At 52.3% G+C, this 25,458-nt stretch carries 12 protein-coding genes, 1 tRNA gene, 2 rRNA genes and 2 pseudogenes (1 of these 17 only partly in view); 7 read left to right on the top strand and 10 right to left on the bottom strand.

Features of this window, described 5'->3' with window-relative positions; genetic code table 11:
• From ABNV41_RS04615 to ABNV41_RS04635, 5 genes and pseudogenes are all read left to right on the top strand, one after another.
• Nucleotides 1-1,041, top strand: a 23S ribosomal RNA gene (locus ABNV41_RS04615); it begins 1,702 nt to the left of the window's first position.
• Between the two features lie 108 nt (nucleotides 1,042-1,149).
• Nucleotides 1,150-1,265: ribosomal RNA gene (rrf, locus tag ABNV41_RS04620) — 5S ribosomal RNA — on the top strand.
• Between the two features lie 55 nt (nucleotides 1,266-1,320).
• A tRNA-Met gene (locus tag ABNV41_RS04625) sits at nucleotides 1,321-1,397 on the top strand.
• A 232-nt stretch (nucleotides 1,398-1,629) separates the two neighbouring features.
• A pseudogene (locus tag ABNV41_RS04630) lies at nucleotides 1,630-2,997 on the top strand (hypothetical protein).
• Nucleotides 2,998-3,181: 184 nt separating this feature from the next.
• Entirely contained in the window at nucleotides 3,182-4,816 is a 1,635-nt protein-coding gene (locus tag ABNV41_RS04635; protein ID WP_349935043.1) for a hypothetical protein, read from the top strand.
• A gap of 859 nt (nucleotides 4,817-5,675) precedes the next feature.
• Here ABNV41_RS04635 and ABNV41_RS04640 read toward each other — a convergent pair.
• Nucleotides 5,676-6,122, bottom strand: a pseudogene (locus tag ABNV41_RS04640) (aldo/keto reductase); the annotation flags it as partial.
• A gap of 102 nt (nucleotides 6,123-6,224) precedes the next feature.
• Between ABNV41_RS04640 and ABNV41_RS04645 the strand changes: the two are divergent.
• On the top strand, nucleotides 6,225-7,610 hold the full coding sequence (locus ABNV41_RS04645; protein WP_088364685.1) for an IS1380-like element IS1380A family transposase: 1,386 nt from the start codon (nucleotides 6,225-6,227) through the stop codon (nucleotides 7,608-7,610).
• Between the two features lie 261 nt (nucleotides 7,611-7,871).
• The gene (locus tag ABNV41_RS04650) at nucleotides 7,872-8,894 is read left to right on the top strand and encodes an IS110 family transposase (protein WP_050818395.1); all 1,023 of its coding nucleotides are present in this window, start codon (nucleotides 7,872-7,874) and stop codon (nucleotides 8,892-8,894) included.
• A gap of 324 nt (nucleotides 8,895-9,218) precedes the next feature.
• Here ABNV41_RS04650 and ABNV41_RS04655 read toward each other — a convergent pair whose 3' ends face one another.
• From ABNV41_RS04655 to ABNV41_RS04695, 9 genes are all read right to left on the bottom strand, one after another.
• Nucleotides 9,219-9,740, bottom strand: a complete 522-nt coding sequence (locus ABNV41_RS04655; protein WP_050819850.1) for a RidA family protein — start codon at nucleotides 9,738-9,740, stop codon at nucleotides 9,219-9,221.
• Nucleotides 9,741-9,744: 4 nt separating this feature from the next.
• A complete protein-coding gene (locus ABNV41_RS04660) occupies nucleotides 9,745-10,161 on the bottom strand; it encodes a cytochrome c (protein ID WP_050819849.1) in 417 nt (138 codons plus the stop codon).
• Nucleotides 10,161-11,762 carry a flavin monoamine oxidase family protein gene (locus ABNV41_RS04665; RefSeq protein WP_080986797.1) on the bottom strand — a complete coding sequence of 534 codons (1,602 nt, stop codon included), beginning with the start codon at nucleotides 11,760-11,762 and terminating at the stop codon, nucleotides 10,161-10,163. The genes ABNV41_RS04660 and ABNV41_RS04665 overlap by 1 nt, the downstream gene beginning before the upstream one ends.
• A 91-nt stretch (nucleotides 11,763-11,853) precedes the next feature.
• Nucleotides 11,854-14,493 (bottom strand): TonB-dependent siderophore receptor, encoded by a 2,640-nt coding sequence (locus tag ABNV41_RS04670; RefSeq protein WP_050819847.1) that lies wholly within the window; start codon nucleotides 14,491-14,493, stop codon nucleotides 11,854-11,856.
• A 453-nt stretch (nucleotides 14,494-14,946) separates the two neighbouring features.
• Nucleotides 14,947-16,332 carry an IS1380-like element IS1380A family transposase gene (locus ABNV41_RS04675; RefSeq protein ID WP_349934794.1) on the bottom strand — a complete coding sequence of 462 codons (1,386 nt, stop codon included), beginning with the start codon at nucleotides 16,330-16,332 and terminating at the stop codon, nucleotides 14,947-14,949.
• A gap of 259 nt (nucleotides 16,333-16,591) precedes the next feature.
• On the bottom strand, nucleotides 16,592-17,137 hold the full coding sequence (locus ABNV41_RS04680; RefSeq protein ID WP_087652073.1) for a sugar O-acetyltransferase: 546 nt from the start codon (nucleotides 17,135-17,137) through the stop codon (nucleotides 16,592-16,594).
• The gene (locus ABNV41_RS04685) at nucleotides 17,134-17,832 is read right to left on the bottom strand and encodes a DUF1349 domain-containing protein (RefSeq protein WP_050819845.1); all 699 of its coding nucleotides are present in this window, start codon (nucleotides 17,830-17,832) and stop codon (nucleotides 17,134-17,136) included. Before ABNV41_RS04685 ends, ABNV41_RS04680 begins: the two co-directional genes overlap by 4 nt.
• Before the next feature lie 137 nt (nucleotides 17,833-17,969).
• Nucleotides 17,970-19,121 carry an acyl-CoA dehydrogenase family protein gene (locus tag ABNV41_RS04690; RefSeq protein ID WP_050819844.1) on the bottom strand — a complete coding sequence of 384 codons (1,152 nt, stop codon included), beginning with the start codon at nucleotides 19,119-19,121 and terminating at the stop codon, nucleotides 17,970-17,972.
• 211 nt (nucleotides 19,122-19,332) lie between these two features.
• Nucleotides 19,333-25,365 (bottom strand): DUF3320 domain-containing protein, encoded by a 6,033-nt coding sequence (locus ABNV41_RS04695; RefSeq protein ID WP_349935044.1) that lies wholly within the window; start codon nucleotides 25,363-25,365, stop codon nucleotides 19,333-19,335.
• Nucleotides 25,366-25,458: the final 93 nt, after the last annotated feature.

Below are 25,458 nucleotides of genomic sequence, written 5' to 3' on the forward strand. Positions count from 1 at the left end.
CCGGTGCCGGAAGGTTAAGAGGAGGTGTGAGAGCGCTGAATTGAAGCCCCGGTAAACGGCGGCCGTAACTATAACGGTCCTAAGGTAGCGAAATTCCTTGTCGGGTAAGTTCCGACCTGCACGAATGGCGTAACGACTTCCCCGCTGTCTCCAGCATCGGCTCAGCGAAATTGAATTCCCCGTGAAGATGCGGGGTATCCGCGGTCAGACGGAAAGACCCTATGAACCTTTACTGCAGCTTTACAGTGGCATCAGAGACATTCTGTGTAGGATAGGTGGGAGGCTTTGAAGCAGGGGCGCCAGTTCCTGTGGAGCCATCCTTGAAATACCACCCTGAATTTTTCTGATGTCTAACCGTGGTCAGTTAGCCTGATCCGGGACCCTGTATGGTGGGCAGTTTGACTGGGGCGGTCGCCTCCCAAAGTGTAACGGAGGCGCGCGATGGTGGGCTCAGGCCGGTCGGAAACCGGCTGTTGAGTGCAATGGCATAAGCCCGCCTGACTGCGAGAGTGACAGCTCGAGCAGAGACGAAAGTCGGCCATAGTGATCCGGTGGTCCCGCGTGGAAGGGCCATCGCTCAACGGATAAAAGGTACTCTAGGGATAACAGGCTGATCTCCCCCAAGAGTCCACATCGACGGGGAGGTTTGGCACCTCGATGTCGGCTCATCACATCCTGGGGCTGGAGCAGGTCCCAAGGGTTCGGCTGTTCGCCGATTAAAGTGGTACGTGAGCTGGGTTTAGAACGTCGTGAGACAGTTCGGTCCCTATCTGCCGTGGATGTTGGAGACTTGAGAGGATTTGTCCCTAGTACGAGAGGACCGGGATGAACATACCTCTGGTGCACCGGTTGTCGCGCCAGCGGCACCGCCGGGTAGCTAAGTATGGAAGGGATAACCGCTGAAAGCATCTAAGCGGGAAACCCACCTCAAAACTAGGTCTCCCTGAGGGTCGTGGTAGACCACCACGTTAATAGGCCAGGTGTGAAAGCGTGGTAACACGTGCAGCTAACTGGTCCTAATCACCCAATAGGCTCACTCTCTTACTGTCCCCTTAAAAGGACGGCCCGTGCACAGAAATCATCCATATAACGCCTACTTCTTCATAACCAACCGTCCTCCACACACCCCTTACAGGGTGGACTGGATGACCTGGTGGCCATGGCGGGGAGAGATCCACCCGATCCCATCCCGAACTCGGCCGTGAAAACCCCCAGCGCCTATGATACTGTGGCTTAAGCCACGGGAAAGTCGGTCGCCGCCAGGTCTTCCAATCCACCCTATACAAATCTTACCCCTACAAATTTCAACACATCTTCAACCGCGGGGTGGAGCAGCCCGGTAGCTCGTCAGGCTCATAACCTGAAGGCCGCAGGTTCAAATCCTGCCCCCGCAACCATACCTAAAGCCCCGCTCAACCAATCGGTTGGCGGGGCTTTTTTGTGTCCAGATTTCCACCGCAGGAAACACATAGGAAACAGACGGAAAGGTACCAGGGCGCGATTTTGTCCACTTTCACAAATGAGTGAAAGCGGGGCACCCTGCCGCCTGTTTCGGGGTATCATTCTAGGCTTGTCGAGTCAGGACAGTCTGCGCTTCTGCTGTCCGTATCAGGAGACGCACGAGCAGCCATGGCCGCAGACGAACTCACGGGACTGATCCGTTATCTCGGTCAGGAGGACTGGCAGGAGTGTTTTGGCGAAGTGCTCAGCGATCACATCGGTCCGGCGCTGGAAGCGGGCGACATCTCCTTCGAGGATCTGGCGGAGATGATCGGCCCTGACGTTGCCATGACGCTGTGGGGCTGCGCTTTCGAAGATTTTCTCGGGTAGGACTGGGACGATGGCCGGAACTTCGTCGACGTTTACCTCAAACGGCGGGGCTGGAAGGAAGGGCCGCGCAACAGCGCCTACATGCGTGCCCTCAAGGCTTCGGTCATGAGTCTGTATGAAGTCTCGGATATCAAACCCGGCCAGAGCCTGATGGCGCGTGACCTGCTGCGGGGTGGGGAACCCGTTCTGGCGCATGAAGGCACGGCTACCCGGACGCTGGAACAGTGGGACCGGATTGCAGCGCGTCTCGTACCGTCCGATGGAAAGACCATTCTGGCAGGCGGGCTGCTCGCCTATTCACGGGGCGCCTGTGAAGATCTGTCAGGGAACCTTTACAGGGCTCTGCGGAAAAGACGGGGCAAGGCCGAGTTTCCAAAAGTCGATACGCAGACGCTGTATGAACTTGCGCCCATGTTCATGCTGACCTGGCTGTTTCGGACACTGGAGGACATGGCCCGGCAGATGGAGGGGTCAGCGCTGTTCAATGGGGACGGAGAGGATTTGGTCTTCCACGAAGTGTGTTTCCCGCTGGCAAAGGGCGTGACACAGAAGACAGTGGCGGACGTGCTTGACGGGGTCATGGCCCTGCAACCGGAAAACCGGTCATTCTGGAACTGGCTGAAAGAACCGAGTAATCCCGTGGGCAAGGCTGGACGAGATGAAAATGGGCGGTTCCTGCGCACCGAGATGGATGATGGTGCGATCGTGCTCGGCACGCTGGATCTGAAGGGGCGGCAGTTGCGGCTGCAGGTGAACTCGAAAGAGCGTGCCGAACGTGGCCGCGCCATGCTGCAGGCTGGTCTGGGAGATCTCGTGCGCGCTCCGCTCACGCAGATCATGACGCCGGCGCAGGCTATGGAAGACCGGGGGACGCATGGACGTGAGGTCTCGCCAGAACTGCAGATCCCGCCCGAGGAGGAAGCCCGGATTATCGTGCAGATGCTGGAGCGGCACTATCGGCAGGTGCTTGATGAGCCAGTCCCGGCCCTGGGAGATATGACGCCGCGCCAGGCCGTCCAGACAGCCTCAGGGCGTAAAAAGGTGGCCATCTGGTTGAAGGATATCGAAAACACTACGGTCCGAGCCCAAGGGAGTGGCGGTGCCACGGCTGCCTACGATTTTGGGTGGATGTGGCACGAATTCGGAATCATCAGGCTCAGGAAATAGTCCGCTTACGCCCTCATCTCGGACGTTCTTTGGGTATTCAGGGAATGGCTAAAAGCAGACGTTTCCGCAGCCAGCATTCCCTACACATCCTGACAGGTATTGCTTAGCGGATACTAGGCCCCGACCGTGCAATCAGTTAGGAAAGAGAAACGCCTGTCCACCGACAGCAAAACGAGGACCATACATGACGCAATTACAAGACAATGACCTGTGCAGTGATCTTTATGATGTTCTTGCGAATTGCACAAATGAGGAACTTGATCCGATTGTAGATGTCCTTGGGCAATCACAGCAGAGCGTTCTTAAAATCAGTCGTGCGTTCGAAAAGTACTTTCCTGACCACACGCATTACGCAGACCGGATAGGCGACGAGATTTATCGGCTTGGCTTGCAGGCTCTTGGCCGCAACGATGGGAAGCGCCCCTCCTACACCGAGATCATTGGTGGCTTGTGCAAACAGGTCGGGTTTCCCTCAACATTAACGGGCGAAGACGAAGCGACCCTGTTGAATTTGTTTTCAAAGCAATATCTATCTCTCCGTCCATCTACCTTCGACCAGCAGGCTTTGGTCAATGAGGCAGCCACGGCCGTGTCGGCTGCCGTGCGGGGCATATTGAGTTCGGATGCCTGGCCGCCATTTGCGGCAATTATGCTGCAGATAATATATCTGCGCCGTAAACTGATTGAGGAAGGACGGATCCAACCCGCCTCAATCACCGGAACAGAAATCAGTAATAGTTCTGCTAGCATCGATAGCGCGTCGGACTCTGTTATCATCCAGACTGAAAATGGTGACCGGGTTCTATCTCTTGCGACGATTCCCGATGCCGACACAACTGGGTGGCGGGACATGGAATACAGTCGCAACTTGCTGAATGTTCTGACGCCGATACTGAAGGGCGCCCAACCATTTATTTCGACCGAACAAATATTAAAAAATGGGAACTACTATCGCGCAGAAATGGCGCTTTCATACAGCGAAAAGTTGGGCCACTATGTAGGTACTGCCAAGGGTCACCAAGGTATGGTCCGCCTCGATCCGGCGTCCCTGGTCAGTCTAGCTACTCCCGCCGCGTTACTGACATTGGCTGCCGCCATGGCGGAGCAGAAAAAACTGGAAGCTATTGAAAAAAGCCTCGACGAAATCAAAGCTTCGATCAAAGATGTCTCGAAATTCCAGCAGAATGAACGTCGCTCCATAATCACTGCGTCCATCCGTTACTTTCAGCAGGTTGCCCCTTCTGTTTTGACAGGGGAACTGGCCAACGAAGTCTTGCAGGAAATCGAACGCCATGAAGTTGATCTTGTCAGGGTGCAGGAGCACCTGACCAGCGACATCAGAGCTCAGATTGAGGCCTTCAGCGTCATCAAGAAAGAAGGCTGGGGATCAAGCAAGTATGCAACTGCGATCAAGGAATCTCAGGCCAGCATTGGGAGGACGTGCGATGAAATCCTCCTGTGTATTCGGGCACGGGCTTGCGGCTATCAACTCCTGTGTGCATTTCCTGGTCGCGATACGGGGAAAAAGGTGCGCCTACAGGATATTACCAATGCATTGGCCGTTCTGTCCCCTATGGGCGAGGTTGGTTTATCAATAGACAAGGCGTTTCGGGATAAAATCCAAGGTATATCATCATATGAAATCAAGGCCTCCGTCCTTGCTCATGAGAACGTCCTTTTTGAAAAAATCACTGTCGAAAGTGCAAATATAATCAAAGGGCTGAATGATGCAGCCAAAGAAATATCACAACAAACAGAAGTGCTGTCTGTTGACATCAAGGTCCAGGACGGTGTGCCCGTAGCCATCCGGATGGCCTGAACTGTCAAGTATGCGTGTTTATCCCTCTGGCGCAGTATGCGGGAATCATGCGCCCCCCGCTCAAGCCGCCTTCGTATTGGATACTCTAACAAGTAGGTCGGGTTCGTATTTGACTAGTGCATAAATTAAATAATAATATTAAAACTTTATATTCTCGAGGTTTATATGGCGCAGATTATGTTTGGAAGGACTACAACCACAATAGCAGAACAAGTTCTACTATCTGCATATTGGGAGCCACAAAGAAACCATAACCGCATTTATTACATGCTGCCCACTGCAAGCGTAGCGACACTTATACCTTTTTCTTACTATCCATGTTTTTCTGATCTTGTTCTGGAGTTAAATGTTAATTACGGATGTTCGGGATGGGTCGCAGATACAACGATTGATTCGATAATTAATAGTCCGGCATCAATTAAATACATAAAAACATCGCTATCGAGTCTATACTTTTTATGGGAAATAAATTATTCTTTTTCCGTTTTAAAGTCAGCGATTAATAATATTCTTCATTTGTCAATACCACGAACATTTCGTATTTACCATTCTTATATTCGTTGAAAATGAGAGGCAAGATATTGCGTCTTGTTTGATGGTTTATGGTATTTCACGCGAGTGTAAAATCTAAAGCCGACAGTCCGCCTCCCCCCCTATACTGTCTGTCAGCACAGCAGAAACAGAGCAGACAGACAGCAGTCGCCTCATGACGGACACGAGAAGCATCATGCTAAATTCTGAAAAGCGGACGTAAGTGTCTGTATCTGCCGAGCTGAAAAAAGCTGAAGAGCGCTGCCAGTGAGGATGGTAGAAATAAGAGTCGACCGGCCCAGATACTTGCACCGGCTCTATCTTATTCCTAACCCTTTCCGAACCCCGATTTCTCGCTGTCGAGTACCTCCATCTGTTTCGGATCGTAGCGTTCCCCGGTAGCAGACCCTTTTGGAACTGCCTGCTCGATAGCAGCCAGATCGTCAGGCGTCAGCGCAAGATCAAGCGCACCCAGCGCCTCGGAGAGCCGATCGCGTCGGCGGGCTCCTACAAGTGGTACGATGTCGTCACCCTGTGCTGCCACCCAGGCAATTGCGAGTTGGGCCACGCTTGCGCCCTTGGTGGCTGCAATTTCGCGTAATGTCTCCACAAGGGCCAGATTGCGCTCGACATTGCCTTCCTGAAAGCGGGGACTACGAACCCGAAAGTCCCCTGGCCCCTTAGCCCCTTGCCAGTGCCCACTGATTAGACCACGCGCGAGCACGCCATAGGCTGTTATGCCGATGCCAAGTTCACGACAGGCAGGAAGAATTTTGTCCTCGACGCGGAAATCTCACAGAAGGGTTGTACATCGGGTTAGATTATGAAAAAGTCTATTTTGTGTAAAAGAAATTTTCGTAAGCTATAAGAAAACCCGATGCAGACAGAGTGTAGCGCAGGCGCGTATGAGTTTCCAGCCTCCTGTGGACGGCGTGTTGTGGCCCGTTTTGACGGGGGTCGCATGAGTTCGGATGGGGGCGTCATTCTGGTGAAGCAGGCTGATGACATTCTGGGTCTCAGCCGCCGCTTTGCTGCCTGTTTTCGCGATAAGCGGCATCCCGGCTTTGTGGAATACCGGGTTGAAGACCTTGTCCGTCAGCGGATCATGGGCCTGGCACTGGGCTATGAAGATCTCAATGATCACGATGCCCTGCGGCATGACCTGATCTTTGGTCTGGCCTCGGGTCGTCTGTCAGGAGGCCGGGCAAACTGCGCAGCATTGGCTGGCAAATCTACACTGAACCGGTTGGAGCGCAGTGGGCACAAGGCAGATCGTTACTGTCGGATCATTGCTGATCATGAGGCCCTGGCTACCCTGTTCGTCACGCTCTTCCTTGACCAGCATGAGCACGCACCCGCCCGGATCGTTCTGGATGTGGATGCCACCGATGACCGTATCCATGGCCATCAGGAAGGCCGCGCCTTTCATGGATATTACGGCCATAACTGCTATCTTCCCCTGTATGTCTTCTGCGGGGACCATCTCCTCAGCGCTACCCTGCGCACGGCAGACAGGGACCCGGGGAAGGAAGCACTGGCAGACATCCGCCGGATCGTGGAGCAGATCAGGAGCCGTTGGCCTCGGGTGCGTATCCTGGTGCGTGGGGACAGCGGTTTCGCCCGGGACAGTCTGATGACATGGTGCGAAGACAACCACGTTGACTTCCTGTTCGGGCTTGCAGGCAACACCCGCCTGTATGACCGGATTGCCTCTTTGTCCGCTGAGGTTCGTGACGAAGCCGCCACGACAGGCAGAGCTGCGCGCGGCTTTGCCTCCTTTGACTGGATCACAAAGGACAGCTGGACGCGCCGCAGGCGGGTCGTGGCCAAGGCCGAATGGCGCCACGGCAACCGCTATCATCGCTTCATTGTCACCACGCTACCGCAGGGAATGTCCGACCCTCGCCATCTCTACGAACAGATTTACTGCGCACGCGGGGATATGGAAAACCGCATCAAGGAATGCCAGATGGATCTGTTCTCAGACAGGACCTCGTCCCACACCATCCGGGCCAACCAGCTCCGGCTGTGGTTCTCGGCCGCAGCCTATGTCCTGCTGACCGCTCTGCAAAGACTGGCCCTTGGCCAGACCAGCCTGGAGACGGCGACCTGTGGCACCATACGCGCACGACTGCTCAAAATCGCGACACGTGTAACGCTCAGCGTCCGTCGGATTGTCCTGTTCATGCCGGACATGTTCCCCTGTCAGCACGAATTCGCCCTCGCTCATGCACGATTGCGAAGGCTCCGGCAGGCCATCTGAAGAAACAGACAGTGCACAGACCACATAGCTTCCACCAACACTGCCTTCTCAGGCCGTGACACCCTCACTGCGTTCAGAACCCGCCGCCAGAAGCAGAATATCGTCAATATTCCAGATCGGGCTCCTGTGGTATGACTGAATTCTACAAAATGACCCGAAATTGCCTCAAGTGTGAGATGGGGTGGTTGCCGTCCTCCCCGCACGGCATCGCAATGTGCCAGAATGGTCGTTGGAAGAAACGACTGCGCGAAAGGACGGCAGATGAAGGATACAGTGATAGGCGTTGATCTGGCAAAGAACATTTTCCAGGTTCATGGAGCTTCGCGTGCGGGCGAGGTGATGTTTCGCAAAAAGCTGCGTCGTCAGCAGTTTATGCAGTTCATGGCCACGCAGCCGCCTGCTCTGGTCGTTCTTGAAGCGTGCGGGAGCGCGCATTACTGGGCTCGCGAACTGGCAGGAGCTGGTCACGAGGTCAGACTGATCGCTCCGCAGTATGTGAAGCCTTTCGTGAAGCGCCAGAAGAACGATGCTGCTGATGCGGAAGCGATCGTCATTGCGGCCCGGCAGCCGGAAATGCGCTTTGTCGAACCACGCACTGAAGCGCAGCAGGCGCGTGGCGTTCTTTTCCGGGCCCGGCAGCGTCTGGTGCACCAGCGCACGGAACTGGTGAATGCCCTGCGTGCCGTTCTGTATGAATTCGGTCTCGTCGTGCCACAGGGGATTGCGCATATCAGACACATTGAAACCATGCTGGATGAGGCGGTTCTGCCAGAGGCTGTGAAGCAGGAATGCCTTGATCTGCTGCGACAGATTTCGGAGCAGAGTGTGCGGATTGATGTCAGAACAAAGAAGATCAGGATGCTTGCCCAGGAAAGTGAAAACACCTGCAGATTGCAGAGCATGCCTGGAGTGGGTCCTCTGACCGCTCTTGCGATTGAAGCTTTTGCGCCTGACCTGCAGAGCTTCCGGCGCGGGCGCGACTTTGCTGCGTGGCTGGGGCTGGTGCCCCGTCAGTTCTCATCTGGCGGAAAGGAAAGGCTGGGGAAGATATCAAAAGCCGGGCAGGCTGATATCCGCAGGCTTCTCATCATGGGCGCCATGACCCAGGTGAACTGGGCCAGCCGTAAGGCCCCTGCACCGGGAAGCTGGCTGGCACGGATGCTGGCCCGCAAGCCCCGTATGCTGGTAGCCATTGCGCTGGCCAACAGGATGGCACGAGCCATCTGGGCCATGGCAACAAAACAGGAGGATTATCGGGATCCGGCCCTGTCCCTGGCAGCCTGAGCGATGGCTCGGCTCCCGCGGATGGAACCGGTAGGGGTGTGAGAGGGCGATGACCTGAATGGGCGCATGATCGTTTGATCCGGATCGGAAAAACCAGTGGATTTCTCTGTGCTTTAAAGCACGCCTGTGAGATTTGGATCTGATCCGCTGATCACCATACCGGCCAGTGGCTTCTGAAAGGCCACATCAACAGGCCTTACAGAAGACCGCACACGATCACACGTCAATATTGGTCAGAAAACTCTTGCATAACGGACGGTAACCACAGAAGAAATCCGCGTCGAGATATCTAGATCTTGCCCATACCCGACATACTAATCTGATTTAATGATGGGCTGGTCTTACGGCCACAACTTCAATTTCAATCAACCATCCGGGATTAGCAAGCTGCGCTACGGCAAAGGCTGAACGCACAGGTAAGTTAGGTTGTACTTTTGTGCCAAAGAATTTTTTGTAACCATCCATCATTCCTGCAAAATCCAGTTTCTTGGTTTGGGCATCGGCTATCATAAAAATATGCATCTGCACGATATCGCCCATGGTTAGCCCCATGCCTTTGAGTGTTTCCTCTATTCGTTTAAGTGAGCCTTCCGTTTGGGCTGCCATGTTACCGTAGGCTTCCAGAGATTTTGCAGGGGCCTGAGGATTAATTACAGGAGCACCCATACCGCTCAGATAGATGGTGGAATATCCGGCAGGTACTTCAATTGCAGATGCAATAGGAAAGGTCGCCTCGTTATGCCGTATAATATCGCTCTGGGCGTATGCTGGTGCCGCTGATCCCATTACTACAAAAGTTGTTGTCGCAAGTAAGGTTGAAACCCCGAATAATTTGAAGAAACGCATGAACTTATTGCTCCTCTGCAGTCAGGTGAGGGCGCATGAGTGCCACTTCCGACGGGTTAAGTTTATCTTTGTAATTATTGCCAAAATGCGTGCGAATATAATCCACCACATCCGCAATTTGTTTGTCATTTAACAAGCCCGCAAACCAAGGCATGGCTCCGTAACCGTTAAGGATAACCGTGGCAGGGTAGCTTGCAACCTGTAAATGGGAATTATGCGCCAAGGCAGGAATTTGCGCCCCGGCTCCAACAGCACCCTGTCCATCAGGCATATGGCAACTCTGGCAGATATGCCGGTAAATAGCCTCACCTGATGGTAAGTCTTCCATTTTGCCGGATATGGCGCTTGCACTATCTGCCCGCGCCCAACCACAAGGCACAAGAATGCTCACCAGTGCCGAAACAAGAAGAAATTTACGCATCAGGCGGCTCCCAGTGCTCGTTTGTGCAAACGTGTGACGGCATCCAACGCGGAAAGAATAGCCCCTTCTTGCCAGCATCCTACGTAAGAGGCATGTTCTCCGGCTAGAACAATCCTCTGGTCAATCGAACATAGGGTTTTGTAATGGGTTTTGCGGGCTTCTTCACTCCACATAGAACAGCACCCCAATGTCCAAGGTACGCGGCTCCAGGCAAAGCTCACGCCATTCAGGAATTCCTTGCGGTATTGTGGATGAAAGGCCAGCCCCTGTTTTATGCCTTCTTCCAGTCTTTCTTGTGGTGTCATGCCGGCAAAGTCATATGCTGCTGGGCCAAACATATACCCTCCTAACAGCACGGCTGGTCCTTTGGAAAAAATACCGTGGCTTGGATAGGAAATCTGGCTGATCGGTTGGTCGGTAAAGCTGATACCGCCGTAAATCTGGTCATCTTCCTCCCAAAAACGCCGCTTGAACTCCAGACCCAACTTGACGGAAGATGCGTATGGCACAGCGCCTATGGCTGCTTTCATGCCAGCACTCACTTGCACATCCAGTTGTGACAGAATGGAAAGGGGGATGGTGCAGACACAATAATCTGCCTTGGCTTGCCTCACCGCGCCAGCGTGCTGCATATCGTTATAGGTTACAGTAACGCCATTAACGTCTTGATGAATGGCTGTAACCTTGCATTGAAGTTGCAGTAAATCCCGCACCTGCTTGGTAAATGCCTTGCCAATATTATCCATGCCCCCAACAGGTTGGAACATGGTTGTCTGCATATCCAGCCGCTCATGGAATGCCATCCAGTTCCACATGCCGGATTTCCAAATTTCGTTTCGCTGCATCAGATCAGAGGGAACCGGGGCACCATTCAAGCCACCACCCTGCGGTTTTTCAAACCCGCGGCGTAAGGAGCTGGTATTTCCCTTAGCATAAGCCAATTCAGGTGTAAGGGCGCCCCAGCCACGCATGGCATCTTTAAGGTAAGCAACCTCGTCTGTGCTAACCAGATCATCCAGCTTGTGTTGATCTACTGCCTTGGCCAGCAGTTCTGCCGTAAATCCATTAAAATCTGCCGCCAATTCCCGGTAGCGCACAGCTTTGCCACCAAAAGAGCCCGTTGAATGGAGCCAGCTGTTATGATTGAGCTCAATAAATGGTTCAAGCTGCACACCAAATTCGCGGCAGTAGTGCAAAAGTCCTTGATGGTGGTAGGGAATACGCCACGGGCCTGGATTAATATAATTCCCTGAAGCAAAACCAACCTTTTGCGTTGCGCCCCCCAGTTCTGTTACCGTATCTCCACCGCGCAGGCTGATATTACGACCACCACTACGTGATTGAAATTCAAGGATTTTAACATTGTATCCAGCCTTTCGTAATTCGTAGGCGCTCAACATACCTGCAAGGCCAGCCCCCAGAACCAGAACTGATGTTCCTTTTTTTGTCCCTGATAGTTTGGGCGGGCCAGAAAAATCTGTTCCCATGGCATGACCCATGCTGGTCATGGCCTGATAAAGTGCAGCACTTCCTGCTACCATGCCAATGCGGCTCAACAGTTGCCGCCGTGTTTGCGAAGGGGTGCGTGATGGACTTGCCATTGAGTATTCCTGCTTTTTACTCATGGTCCCTTACAAAAAGAACCGGTAAAAATGCAGAACGTTTAAAATTAAACGCTCTGCATTACTTATTTTAGAAATCTGCGTTCAGGCGGCCATAGTAGTAGGCACCTGTGATTGGTACCTGCAGTGAGAACTGGTCATATGGTTGTGCACCGCGCGAATTATTGATCTGCGCAACAATACGGGGCCGGACATTGGCAATATTGTTGACGCCAACAGCCATGTGCCAGTTTTTGTTAAAGCGGTAACCAATTTCAATATCGGTCATCCAACGTGGTGTGTTTTTAAACTGGCTAAAGCACGTGTTGGAGTAAGCCAGATTTCCACCTCCAGAGCAGGGCGTGTTCTGGTTCTGCCAGTCGTAATAGGTCAGCATGGAGGTTGTTTCACCATACCGGGTTTCTCGTACGTTAAAGTCCCAGTTTTTGTAATGGTAAAATGCGTTCAGAATAATTTTACTACGTGGGTAGGCAGTCGTGATGTAGGCAATATTTTGTGCATTCAGCAAGGAATTGCCATTTGTATCCAGAGCATTGTGGTGCAGGCGTGTACGATTGAGGTCTAGCGCCAGTGTTAAAGCCAGAGTGCCTGCTTTACGAAAACGGAACGTATAGTCTGCTTTAATATCCAGCCCCTGAGTACGCGTGCTGGCACCATTGGTCATGTAATATGCAGATACGTTGTCTGCAATCAGACCATTGGAAGGTAGCAGATAACCAAGTTGTTCAATGGCCGAAATGGCCGATGCGCCTTTAACCGTGCCACCGCCCACAATACGGTCTCGCAGGTTGATCTGATAAACATCTGCTTCAACATGGAACCCTTCAACAGGTTCAACAACAATGCCACCACTGGCACTGACAGAACGTTCCGGCTTGAGTTTGCTAGCTCCCAGAGTGCGGGCTGCTTCGGAATCAACCGGCAACAGCCCGGATGCTCCGTTTGGATCCACGTTCATGGCGGAATAATGCTGCTCTGGCAGGGTAGGGGCACGAAAACCGGTGCTGATGGTTCCGCGCACACCAATGCGTCGGGTTATATCATACCGCGTAGAAACCTTGCCGTTTTCGGTATTTCCAACATCTGTATAGTGCTCGAAACGCCCAGCAAAATCCAGATCCCAGTTTTTAAGCGGGTGGAAATCACCATCTACATAAGCGGCCCAGATATCACGGCTCCAGCTGCCTGCGCTTTGCGGCCCAATACCGGCGTAACCCTGTGTTCCTCCCAGAATATAGGATGCGGCATTGCCAGCTTTTAGATCATATGTTTCCAGCCGGTGTTCGCCGCCAAATGCCAGCAGCATGGGAACTTTCTGGGCAATATTAAAGTGCCGCCGAAAGTCCAGATTATTGGTCCACTGTGCCAACCTGTATGTTTCAGCTCGAACTGTTGTTGGGGTCCAGCCACAACCAAGGGATGAGTAGTTGGAAGATGTTGGATCTGAAGAACAATCAGAAGACAGCATACCCGTATTGGCTGTATTTTTATTGCCAATTTTAGTTTCATCTGCACCATAAGTGGTGCTCAGATCCCAATCAAAACCAAAAAAGTTATCACCTTTAAGGCCAAGGGTTGCCGCGTAGTCATCTTCCCGAATGGTTTCGAGGGGTGAGAAGCCGTAAGGATAATAAGAGGGGGCGATGGTTGGAATACGATAGTTTTCGTAGGCTTCACCATAGCGATGCGCGTAGGTGATCAAACCATAAAAGTTGATGCCATCGGTAATTTTCTTGCCAAAATCAATGGCAAGGTTTTCCCGTGTTTCCTCTGGTGTGCTCATGATCTTGTTGGAATCCAACGGCACATTCATGGCGTTGGGCACGATGCCATTATAATAGCCCGTCGTTGTTGCCCCTTCAGGCCATGACCCTAAAAGGCGATGATCTTTTGTTTTTACAACGTAATGATCTGTATGTGTGATCTGGCCGGATATATGGATGTACCCATCTTCACCCAGCTTCAGGCCACCATCTGCATTTAATTGGTACTGCCAGCCATCACCATTATAAGCATTGGCGCCTGTCTGGGCAGACATATGCAGGCCGTGATCTTCCTTTTTTGTAATAATATTTACAACACCCGCAATGGCATCTGAACCGTACATGGCGGCTGCGCCATCTTCTAATACTTCAATATGATCAATAGCGTTTGCCGGAATCATGTTCAGATCAACGCCGGTTGAACCAAACTGCGGTCCGGCATCAGCAACAATATTTGCGGTTGAATGACGGCGTTTGCCATCAACCAGTACCAGCACTTCGTTCGGGTTAAGCCCGCGCATCTGAATGGAGGACGTAAGGGCGGCACTATCTGCGGCCATAGCCTGCACGTTAATGGAAGCATAAGTGCGAACCAATGAATCTGCTAAGTTGACCTGCCCTGAACGGCGCAAAGTTGCTGCCGATACAACTGTAACGGGAGATGTGCTCTGCCGTGCTTTGCGGTTGGTTGAATGGGTGCCGGTTGAAACATTTACGGTTTCTACATCCGTAGCATATAGAGCTTTTGTATTATTTTTTTTATGGCTGGCTGTTGCTGCCGGGGGAGCTGTAGTTTGAGCAACTGATTTACCAGCTACACTCCCAGCATGCTGATGCGAAACTTTACGGTGTGTAGCTGTTGTTTCGGTTGTTTCTGCAACTGAAAGTGAAGGCAAAACGGTGCAGAGTGTGGTGGCAAGAAGGGAAAAGCGTCTGGCTAATCGCATGTTTCATGTCCCACTGATGAAGCGTTATTGCTTTCACAGCCGTAAACTATTACGTTTAAGAAACGATATAAAAAAACATATCAGGGCCGTATATTTTGCATTGCGTTGCGGAAATGCAACATTTTTATCCCGTTCAGCTAAATCCATAAATAATTGTACATGCACAATGTCATGATGGAAGATGACGTGGAATTTCCTCATGTTTTCGGCTAAGGCATGGCGGAAAATACACGTATTTATAAGGAGATATCAGAATATTTGGCTTCAACGCTGATTTCTCACACTTGAGGCAATTTCGGGTTATTTTGTAGAATTCAGTCATCCCACAGGAGCCCGATCTGGAATATTGACGATATTCTGCTTCTGGCAGCGGGTTCTGAACGCAGTGAGGGTGTCACGGCCTGAGAAGGCAGTGTTGGTGGAAGCTATGTGGTCTGTGCACTGTCTGTTTCTTCAGATGGCCTGCCGGAGCCTTCGCAATCGTGCATGAGCGAGGGCGAATTCATGCTGACAGGGGAACATGTCCGGCATGGACAGGACAATCCGACGGACGCTGACCTTTACGACTGTTGCGATTTTGAGCAGTCGTGCGCGTATGGTGCCACAGGTCGCCGTCTCCAGGCTGGTCTGGCCAAGGGCCAGTCTTTGCAGAGCGGTCAGCAGGACATAGGCTGCGGCCGAGAACCACAGCCGGAGCTGGTTGGCCCGGATGGTGTGGGACGAGGTCCTGTCTGAGAACAGATCCATCTGGCATTCCTTGATGCGGTTTTCCATATCCCCGCGTGCGCAGTAAATCTGTTCGTAGAGATGGCGGGGGTCGGACATTCCCTGCGGTAGCGTGGTGACAATAAAGCGATGATAGCGGTTGCCGTGGCGCCATTCGGCCTTGGCCACGACCCGCCTGCGGCGCGTCCAGCTGTCCTTTGTGATCCAGTCAAAGGAGGCGAAACCGCGCGCAGCTCTGCCTGTCGTGGCGGCTTCGTCACGCACCTCAGCGGACAAAGAGGCAATCCGGTCATACAGGCGGGTGTTGCCTGCAAGCCCGAACAGGAAGTCAACGTGGTTGTCTTCGCACCATGTCATCAGACTATCCCGGGCGAAACCGCTGTCCCCACGCACCAGGATACGCACCCGGGGCCAACGGCTCCTGATCTGCTCCACGATCCGGCGGATGTCTGCCAGTGCTTCCTTCCCCGGGTCCCTGTCTGCCGTGCGCAGGGTAGCGCTGAGGAGATGGTCCCCGCAGAAGACATACAGGGGAAGATAGCAGTTATGGCCGTAATATCCATGAAAGGCGCGGCCTTCCTGATGGCCATGGATACGGTCATCGGTGGCATCCACATCCAGAACGATCCGGGCGGGTGCGTGCTCATGCTGGTCAAGGAAGAGCGTGACGAACAGGGTAGCCAGGGCCTCATGATCAGCAATGATGCGGCAGTAACGATCTGCCTTGTGCCCACTGCGCTCCAACCGGTTCAGTGTAGATTTGCCAGCCAATGCTGCGCAGTTTGCCCGGCCTCCTGACAGACGGCCCGAGGCCAGACCAAAGATCAGGTCATGCCGCAGGGCATCGTGATCATTGAGATCTTCATAGCCCAGTGCCAGGCCCATGATCCGCTGACGGACAAGGTCTTCAACCCGGTATTCCACAAAGCCGGGATGCCGTTCATCGCGAAAACAGGCAGCAAAGCGGCGACTGAGACCCAGAATGTCATCAGCCTGCTTCACCAGAATGACGCCCCCATCCGAACTCATGCGACCCCCGTCAAAACGGGCCACAACACGCCGTCCACAGGAGGCTGGAAACTCATACGCGCCTGCGCTACACTCTGTCTGCATCGGGTTTTCTTATAGCTTACGAAAATTTCTTTTACGTAAAACAGACTTTTTCATAACCTAACCCGATGTACAACCCTTCTGTGAGATTTCCGCGTCAAAGGACTGCTCCATTATCGACGGAACAGTTCATCAATAGATTTCTTGAAAACCAGCATTCTATGAGGGTTATACCCCAAAAAAGCGTAGATGTTTGCAGCTTGGCAAAACGATTCAAATATTAATCTTATGATGTGAGTAAAAGTGAAATTAAGTATTTTGTTTATGTAGCAATCCTGCGCAAGGGGCGTGCCGGGTTGCCAGCTACGGTTACGCCAGAAGGCACGTTATGCGTAACAACACTGCCAGCCCCGATAATGGCGTTATCCTCAATCATAACCCCAGGCAAGATAATAGCTCCGCCGCCAATCCAGACATTTTTTCCGATAGTAATAGACTGGCCAAACTCCAGCATTTTTTGACGTAGTTCAGGATCCCGCGGATGGTCTGCCGTCAGGATCTGAACACCGGGGCCAATTTGCGTGCCACTTCCAATCCTAACAGGCATCACATCAAGTATGATGCAGTTAAAGTTCAGAAAGACATTGTCGCCTAGAAAAATATTATAGCCGTAATCACAATGAAAAGGAGGGCGGATACAGACGTTCTCTCCAATGGCTCCCAGTTGTTCAGTCAGAGATCCCTGACGATTATTATATCGGACCAGCCATTCAGCGCATTGCGCCATGTCCTGCTGCAATTCAGGATCGCTGGCGATATACAGATCGCCAGCCAACATTTTCTGTTTTTCGCTTCGGTGCGCCATTATGTCAGATCATGCAGGGCCTTGCCGAGTGGCGCGCTGAGGTGCCAGTCAGAAAAACGCACTTTCAGGCCTTCACGCTCGGGCGTACAACACATCGGGCCAACCAGGTAAGATGTGGCCGTGGGGAAGGGGGCCAAGCGCACCAGAGGCCAAAGCTTGCCATCACCAGAGACCTGAAGCCTTAACACACCATCGGCTACGGTAGCTCGAATCCAGAAGTCTTTTGGATTGCCTTCATAAGGGGCCGTTGCCCAGTCTGAACGGCCATCTGTAAGAACACTGCTGAGCATTGCGCGCCCATCAGAAAGCTCTATACCGGCCTTTACCCAGTGCTTTTCGTCAATCCGCACCATAAGCCCGGCTTGATCATACAGCTTCTCATATTCCGCACGGATACGCAGCTGTGCGGTAAAGCGTGATGGTGCATGGATGCCGTAAAAATGGCCACTATCACGGGTGAACCCATAAAAGGTCTCACGCCAGAAATCGGAGCCTTTGTCCGTTGTCATTTCAAGTGTATCGGCCGTGATCACGCTTTGATGGGGCTTGTTGAGCCAGACCCCATTTTGCCACGAGTCAGAAAGGCCGCTGGCGCGGGCTTTGCCACCCAAAGCCATACTGCCGGCCACTGCGCCTGCTACAATCACCGTACGCCTTGTTATGTTGGGACAATCATTTTTTTCGGGGATATGTGTCATGGTTAAGATTCTATATCATGAACAACAAAAATGAGCAGACAATATTAACACATTCATGTCGGTTCCTTTTGAAGAGCTCCATCTCCCTTCAAAAGGAAAGAGTATTGGTTTTTCCCGAGACTAGAATGATTGCGAGTTTAAGAAAGAGCCTGCTGGCCTGCGATCCGCCGCAGTAATTCAGCATGAGGTGCGTGAATACGCCCACATAGTGCATCGCGATGGGCACGCTCTAATGGATTGTGAGCAGATAGTCCGGCATTACCAGCCAAACCAAGGAGAGCAGATGTAAAATCCGCAGCGGCATCTACAACACGCGTTTTTATAACTGCTGCATGTGCCTTTAGTTGCTGGGGAGAATGCTCCGCCTCTACATCTGCTGCGTAAAGGTGCAGCAACATGGCGTTCATGTGCAATGTAATGGTAAATCCGCCAACAGCATCGCGCATTGAAGGCAGTGTTGCCAGTGGTGCTCCCAAATTGGATGGCACACGGTTTTTCAGGAAGTCACAAAACCAAGCCAATGCGGCGGTGGCAATGCCATTATATAAAGCCCCCAACAGGCCTGTATTCCATAAAACAAGAGTATTACGCCCGATTGGTGGTGCATCAGGTGCATGCAATTCCAGTGCCGCATCGGGAGGCAAGGTAACCTCGGTAAACATGACCTCATGGCTATTGCTGGCCCGCATGCCGATGTGGTCCCAGTTTTCAAGAACCTCAATGCCATCTGCCTTGGCAGGAACAATAAAGGTGCCAACTTGTGCTGGGGTCTCATCTGTGCGGGCACGTACCAGAAGCCATGATAAACTAGGAATGCCCGTTACATAGGCTTTTCGTCCTGTTAAAACCCATCCGGTTTCCGTGCGGGTGGCAACTGTACCTGGCAATCCGCCACGAGATGTAGATCCAAGGTCTGGTTCCGCCAAAAGGATATTCAGCAGTTGATCATGCTGATCATCTTCTATCCAGCGGGCGATCTCATCTGAGCCGAATTGGTGATGCGCAATGGCAGCGCGTACCATATAATGATTGACCATAACCAGTGCTGTAGAAGCATCACCCTGAGCAATCTGCCCAACAATATCCTGCACAACTGTTAGCGTGAATGGCGTAGGGCGCGCAGGTGTAGATAGACGTAAAGACAGCAGCCCTGCCTGACGAAGATCTTCAATATTTTCCTGCGCAAAAATTCCAGTACGATCATGATGCGCGGCACGTGTGGCAAACTGTTGCTTGAGATGCGTAGCAGCATCAATGGCACTGTGCGCGGTCTGTAGATCAATTGACATGGAATATATATTTCACCATTTCTATGGGTTCGTCATAAAATACAACATTTATGACGCGAATATATCTGTCAATAACTTAGCCATACTGATTTCTGGCCGGAGCGTATGTTCATACAAACGCTTTGGTTTTTTATGGTGTCGTGGCCAATCAGAATGGAGAATGAAGGTGCTCAGTCACACACCTTCATTCTTGCAATGCCTGTTGATATTTTCAGAATAATACTTCGGTCTGGTTATCATTCATCAGCCGCGCGGCTTGCAAGGCCTCAGCAAATCTGGTGCGTGTTGCTTGCCCCATACGGCTCATACCGCAGGCATCGCGCATACGTGTAATGGCTTCATCATCAGGGCAATCAATGGCGATAGCGCGGCAGGCAAGATCCACCAGAGCAGGCAGCGGGACTTTGGTAGGATCTATGCTTTTTTCTGAAGAGAAAGAAGACAGAGGCATGCGTGGCGCAACAGGCAGGCGTTCTGACCACAGGAATACACCCACACTTTCTTCCGTACGACCAAGCGAGGATGGAACTGCACGTTGAATGCGCTCACGTATCTCTCTGCCCACACGGGCAAAGCCATGATCGCGCGAGAGTGTCTGGATAAGCACATCTTCACGTATAACGCCTGCCTCATCCACAATCTGATGAATGAGTTGCGTTAATGTGGGCAGATAATCTTCCTGATGAAAGCGGGAAGGATCAATCACCGGTTTTGAAGGTGTGAGTGTAACACTTTCAGTAGGAGCCTTGGCGTAAAGTGGTTCAGATGGTGGCGCAGCTAGTGCCAACGCATCGGATGGTGGGGTTTCCGCCAGAGGTTCTGCGTGAGATGTAGCGACAGAATTGGCAGAAATCTCCTCTATTTCGGGGGAAGTTTCGCTCAGGCTTGCTGCTGCCATTGCCGCATCATGTTCTGCCTGTTCTGCCCGTTTTTTGCGTGCTTCTTCCAAAAGCGCGTTCAGAGCACGGTCAACCCGTTCCACTTCACGCGGTGCATTGGTCCACCAGTCTGTGGACCAGATGCGCAGGATGTTCCAGCCAAGGTTTTCAAGCACGGCCTGCCGAAGCCTATCCCGATCACGCGCAGTAGCGCTTCGGTGATAGGTCGCTCCGTCACATTCAATGCCCGCTAAAAATGTGGTGGGCAGATCGGGATCCACCACACCCAAATCAATACGAAAGCCGGATACACCTACTTGCGTTATGACATCCCACCCCTTGGCACGCAGCATAGAGGCAACTTCAATTTCGAATACACTGTCATAACCACCAACAGAACCTTCATGCGCACCAGCCAGTGCTGTTGCGCCACGTTCAGCAAAGAGCAGGAAGCGGCGCAAATCACGCACACCTGCGGCGCGCGTGCGCTCAATTGCAATCTTGTCGCCTCGGAGTGAGCCGAACACAATCAACTGTTCTCTGGCACGAGTGATGGCAACATTCAGGCGCCGTTCACCGCCTTCCCGGTTAAGCGGCCCGAAGTTCATGGAAATCTTGCCCGCAACATCAGGGCCATAAGTCAGGGAGAACAGCATAACATCGCGCTCTTCACCCTGAATATTCTCCAGATTTTTTACAAGCAGAGGTTCTGGGGCAGCATCGCCCGTAAATCTTTCAAGGCTTGGGTCTTTGCGCACTTCTGCTTCCAGCAGATCGACAATCAGTTTTTGCTGTTCACTATTAAAGGTAACAATACCAACGGAACGTTCCCGCCCATCCCGCATGATCTTTACCGCCTCGGCAACCACCATACGTGCTTCTACAGGGTTGGTATGGGAGCCGTTACGTCCGGGTTCATAAATGCCTTTGGGCACGAAACGGAATGATACCGCCTGATCTGATGTGACAGGTGAGGGGAAGGTGACGAGGTTGCCGCTATAATATGTCTGGTTAGAGAAGGCGATCAGGCTTTCATGCCGGCTACGATAATGCCATTCCAGACTAATGGCAGGAATACCTGCGCCAAGGCATTCATCCAGAATGGAATCAAGGTCAGTCATTTCATCGGATATGGCTGCATCCTCCGCAGCCTTGCCGGCTATAAAGAAGTCTGTTGGCGGAAGCTGTTTGGGGTCTCCCACAACAATAACCTGTTTTCCTCGGCCAATAGCGCCAATGGCATCCCATGTTGCAATCTGAGAGGCCTCATCAAAAATCACCAAATCAAAAGGTTCAGCATCGGCCGGCAGATATTGGGCCACAGAAAGAGGGCTCATCATCAGGCAGGGGGTTAACGTGCGCAGGGCGTGAGGCATTTTTTCAGCCAGTTGACGTACCGGGAGATGACGGGTCTTTTTTGCAATTTCGCGCGTTAATACCTTGTATTCAGGGTCATGCTGCCGCGTGGCTTCTCCGGGAATTTGTCCTGCCAAGCGTGCACGTATCAACCTGACCGCTAGGTTTTTCAGTTTCTCATCAAGTTCACGAAAACGCAGGATACGCCCTTCATGCGTTGCAGCCACAAAACCGCTTAACAGTGCGGAATCACTTACGGCATGCATGGTCCACCAACGGGCGTAATTTGCCTCAAAAACAGAAAGCACATCTTCCTGCGAAACCAGACCTTGCTCTATTGCAGTCACCAAAGGCGTTAAACCCAGTTGTGCTGCATGGTGGCAGGCGCGTTGCCATGCGCACCAGTCACGCAATTCACGCGCAGAATTTTTCCAGCTTTGTAGTTTTTCACTAACCTCGTTAAGCCAATCAGGAGCCTTGGGGTTTACCAGAGCGCTGATATTACTGGCACTACACTCAGTAAGCGTTTTCAGGGTTGTTTGCAGTGCTGAGAAGGCAGCCCGATACTGCGTGAGTGCAGTATGAACGCTGCCTCCCGGTGCCAGCAGATCCTGCCCTTCGGTAAGCAAGGTTTTGAGATGAGTGCGGGCAGAGAGGAGGGCAGCAGTGTCTGCCATACATCCGCCAAGATGGTTTCTGGCCTGCTGTCCCCATTCAAAAACAAGGTTTACCTGGTCGAAATCAGTCTCAAGCCCGCGCCATAGGGCACCGATATGTGCCTTGTGCGGTGCTTCTTCCAGCTTATTGGCAATGGTCTGGCGTTCCACCAGCTTTTCCAGATCACTTTCGCAATCTTCCGGCATGGCTGTGGCATGGTCATTTAACCGCTTGCGGATGGCTTTTTGCCCCATGGAACGTGCTATCAGCCATTTTTCTTTTGCCGTGCGCCATTCAGTAAGAATGTCAGACACTGGAAGCGTATCAACGCTTTCTTTCCAGCGTGTATTCAGGTCTTCAGTCAGGGTGCGATGTTTGGCAACCTGCTCTTTTTCTGCAAGCACTTGGCTGCAAATGTCCTGCGCGGCATCTCCAAACGCCCAACCGGCAACATGGGGCTGTAATAAATGTGCGCATAGCGCATCAATCTGCCCGAGGCGGATAAATGATAAATTATCTGCCCCCAATGCAAGCGCCTTGACCACATCATGAGCCGCGTTGCGGAGTTCCTCCAAAGCTGCCAGCGTTGCGTTGACTGTCTCCAGCAACCGCGCCTCCCACAGAGGGGACCATTCCGTCTGCTCAAGGCCTGCTAATTGGGGAGATACAACAATATCGCCAATGCGGGCATAGAGTGTGGCCAGGTCTTCGGCCGCCTGCACTAAGTTGTCGTAATCTGTTTTTGAATGTGCATCAGCATCGCGCCATACAAGGGGGATGCGTACGATTTTCTCTTCCTGCGCACGTAATGTGATGCCAATACCTCGGTACGGCGTCCAGCCATTTCGGCGTGGGGCATGGAGCGCGTGAACGTAAGCATTCAGTTCAAGCCGCAGCGCATCAAGTGTTTGTTTTGTGTGTGCGTATTCTTCCTGCTGAAAATCTTCCAGCGCGGCCTGGGCTGTCTGGAATTGCTGGAGCACACCCATTTTACTGGCTTTGGGTGAGAACAGATCCAGACAGAACTCGGCAATACCCAGCTTTGCCAGCCGATTGCGTACAACCTCCAACGCTGTACGCTTTTCGGCCACAAACAATACGGTGCGGCCTTGCGCAAGCGTATTGGCAATAATGTTGCCAATAGTCTGGCTTTTACCTGTGCCAGGTGGGCCAATCAGCACAAAGTTTTCGCCCGCAGCAGCCCGTGCCACGGCTTTGAGCTGTGAGGAATCAGCTTCCATCGGGCAGACAAGATCGGCTTCAGCCAATGCCGTATCGAGATCCTGAGAAGCATCAAACCCATTGGAAGGTGTAGCACCATCTTGCTCGGGTTCTTGAACACCATTTAACAGACGGCTTGCAACATCATTGGTAGCCAGCTTGTCTCGCCGTTCAAGAAGATCTTTCCACATCAAGAACTTTGAGAAACTTAATGTGGTCAGACTAACATGTTCACGAATTTCCCATCCCGGAATGTGGCGCAGATGAAGCCGGAATGCTTCGATAATTTTTGGTACATCCAACCCTGAACCATCTTCAGGAAGGTTTTCATGTTCCAGCAGGGGGATGCGGATATCATAATCCGCACGCAGCATTTCCAAAAGTGTTGTGTTTATGCGGGTTTCATCACTGTGCGCACGTAACGTAAAGGGAGATTTAATGCTGGCGCGTTCCAGAATAACCGGAACAAGAATAAGTGGCGCAAGATAAGGCTTGCTCTTATCCTCTGGTGTCCACGCCAAGGCCCCTATGGTCAGAAAGAGCACATTCGTGCCGCCTTCCTGCTCCGCAGCTCTGGCTTGGCGATAAATCTCGATAAGGGCGTTCTGGAGGTTTTCTTTCTTGCGCGGGACAACAATCTCGCGCCGTGCAAGCGCCTCTATGGCATAGGCGCGTGCGGCATCCTCCTGATGGCGGCCTTGATGAAGGGATTTGTTGCGCGGATCATCCTCATCCATCAGGTCTGGCGCAGAAATAAAGCGCAAAGGTTTAGCGTTACCGCCTGCGCGCATGTCTGCCAGCATATCTTCCAGCGTGGCAGGCTCTGGGCACTCAATCTCAATTTGCTGACGGTCAGACTTCGGTAAATTAAGCAGGCGGTTACGCGCTGACATATCCAGAAGACGATTGCACCAACGCTGAACACGATCAGCGGGGCGATCCGGTAACAGTTCCTCTTCACGTTCCTCACGCAGGGCCGGAGGAGCCTCAAAAAGTGGCTGCTCGGAAGTATCTTCCGAGGTTTCATCAAGCGCCGTATCTGTGCGCAAACCTGGTGTAGAAAGAGGACGGATGCGGCGAAGACGTGCGCGATGCACATCAATAATTTCACGGAATGCGTCTTCGTCATCATCGCCGATATCGCGCAGGTGGGCCTCTCCGCGCTCACAGGCAATTGCAAAGCTAGGTTTGCGGGCAGCCGTTACAAGCGTTGTTTCAAAAACGCGCAGATCATCAAGTTTCAGGCGGTTGCGTATGCCTGGCAGATCCTGAACAACGGATGCACCTGCATCCTGCTGAGAAAGCCAGAAACCTGCAAATGCATGCCCTTTGGTAAGAACAATCAATGGGCGCAGGCCAATGGCCTCAAGGCAGGCGGCAAAAAGAACGGTGGTATCCAGGCAGGTGGCCAGCCGTTCTTCATACACCTGAGAGGGCAGGCGAATGCGTTGCCCATGTTCCACAAACGATGCGGGAGGGTTGATGTAAGTGATGTTCAGCCCACAAATAGCACACCAGATAGCCTGCGCCTGTGCCCATACTCTGGTTTTATCGCCCTGATATCCTTCTAACGAGGCAACTTGCCCAGCCTGCTGCAAAATATCGGCTGCATTGCGCAGAATACGGGCTATTGCTGGGTCATTCGGCAAAACAAATGCTGCAAGAATATCAGGAATGCCACATAAGCCGCCCCATTCATTACGGGCCAACACGCGCACATCGCGGGTGGTTTTGGTTAATTCCTGCTCTCCGGCACGTGCGATAACTGTTACGACAGCTTTGGAAGCCTCCGTTTGGGCGGAAAGCAATGCCCCATCAAGCGTGATGTCACGATCATTCAGCACGCGCAGTTCTTGGGGGCGAACCTGCTGCAACATCCATGTGCGTGGCGTAAGAAACGGAGGTTCACTGCTGATGGTAATTTCTACGGCAGGGTATTCAACGTCCGTTTTGTTGTCGAAAGCAAGTTCTTCAAGAACGGGAACACTGTTTTCCCACAGGCTTGCATTTACGGCTTCCTGTAGTGCGATTTGCAGCGATGGTGTTTCGGCAGGCAAGGGGTGATCGGTGTTTTCAGAAATCTGTTTTTGCTCTGTATCCACCCAAAAATCCCCTTTATCTGCCGTTATCATGCGCTCAATAACACAACTATCGCTTGTATTATGACAAAGTTATTCATGTTTCATAGGAAAGAGGAGTGTCTGTAATTGGTGCCAGATTTGCAA

The organism is Acetobacter sp. A11-2 (genome assembly GCF_040208445.1).
Taxonomy (GTDB): domain Bacteria; phylum Pseudomonadota; class Alphaproteobacteria; order Acetobacterales; family Acetobacteraceae; genus Acetobacter; species Acetobacter oryzoeni.

Coding starts and splice junctions, on each gene's coding strand:
- ABNV41_RS04635 (WP_349935043.1), top strand. CDS start 3,182: ATGACGCAATTACAAGACAATGACCTGTGCAGTGATCTTTATGATGTT.
- ABNV41_RS04645 (WP_088364685.1), top strand. CDS start 6,225: ATGCAGACAGAGTGTAGCGCAGGCGCGTATGAGTTTCCAGCCTCCTGT.
- ABNV41_RS04650 (WP_050818395.1), top strand. CDS start 7,872: ATGAAGGATACAGTGATAGGCGTTGATCTGGCAAAGAACATTTTCCAG.
- ABNV41_RS04655 (WP_050819850.1), bottom strand. CDS start 9,740: ATGCGTTTCTTCAAATTATTCGGGGTTTCAACCTTACTTGCGACAACA.
- ABNV41_RS04660 (WP_050819849.1), bottom strand. CDS start 10,161: ATGCGTAAATTTCTTCTTGTTTCGGCACTGGTGAGCATTCTTGTGCCT.
- ABNV41_RS04665 (WP_080986797.1), bottom strand. CDS start 11,762: ATGGCAAGTCCATCACGCACCCCTTCGCAAACACGGCGGCAACTGTTG.
- ABNV41_RS04670 (WP_050819847.1), bottom strand. CDS start 14,493: ATGCGATTAGCCAGACGCTTTTCCCTTCTTGCCACCACACTCTGCACC.
- ABNV41_RS04675 (WP_349934794.1), bottom strand. CDS start 16,332: ATGCAGACAGAGTGTAGCGCAGGCGCGTATGAGTTTCCAGCCTCCTGT.
- ABNV41_RS04685 (WP_050819845.1), bottom strand. CDS start 17,832: ATGACACATATCCCCGAAAAAAATGATTGTCCCAACATAACAAGGCGT.
- ABNV41_RS04690 (WP_050819844.1), bottom strand. CDS start 19,121: ATGTCAATTGATCTACAGACCGCGCACAGTGCCATTGATGCTGCTACG.
- ABNV41_RS04695 (WP_349935044.1), bottom strand. CDS start 25,365: ATGATAACGGCAGATAAAGGGGATTTTTGGGTGGATACAGAGCAAAAA.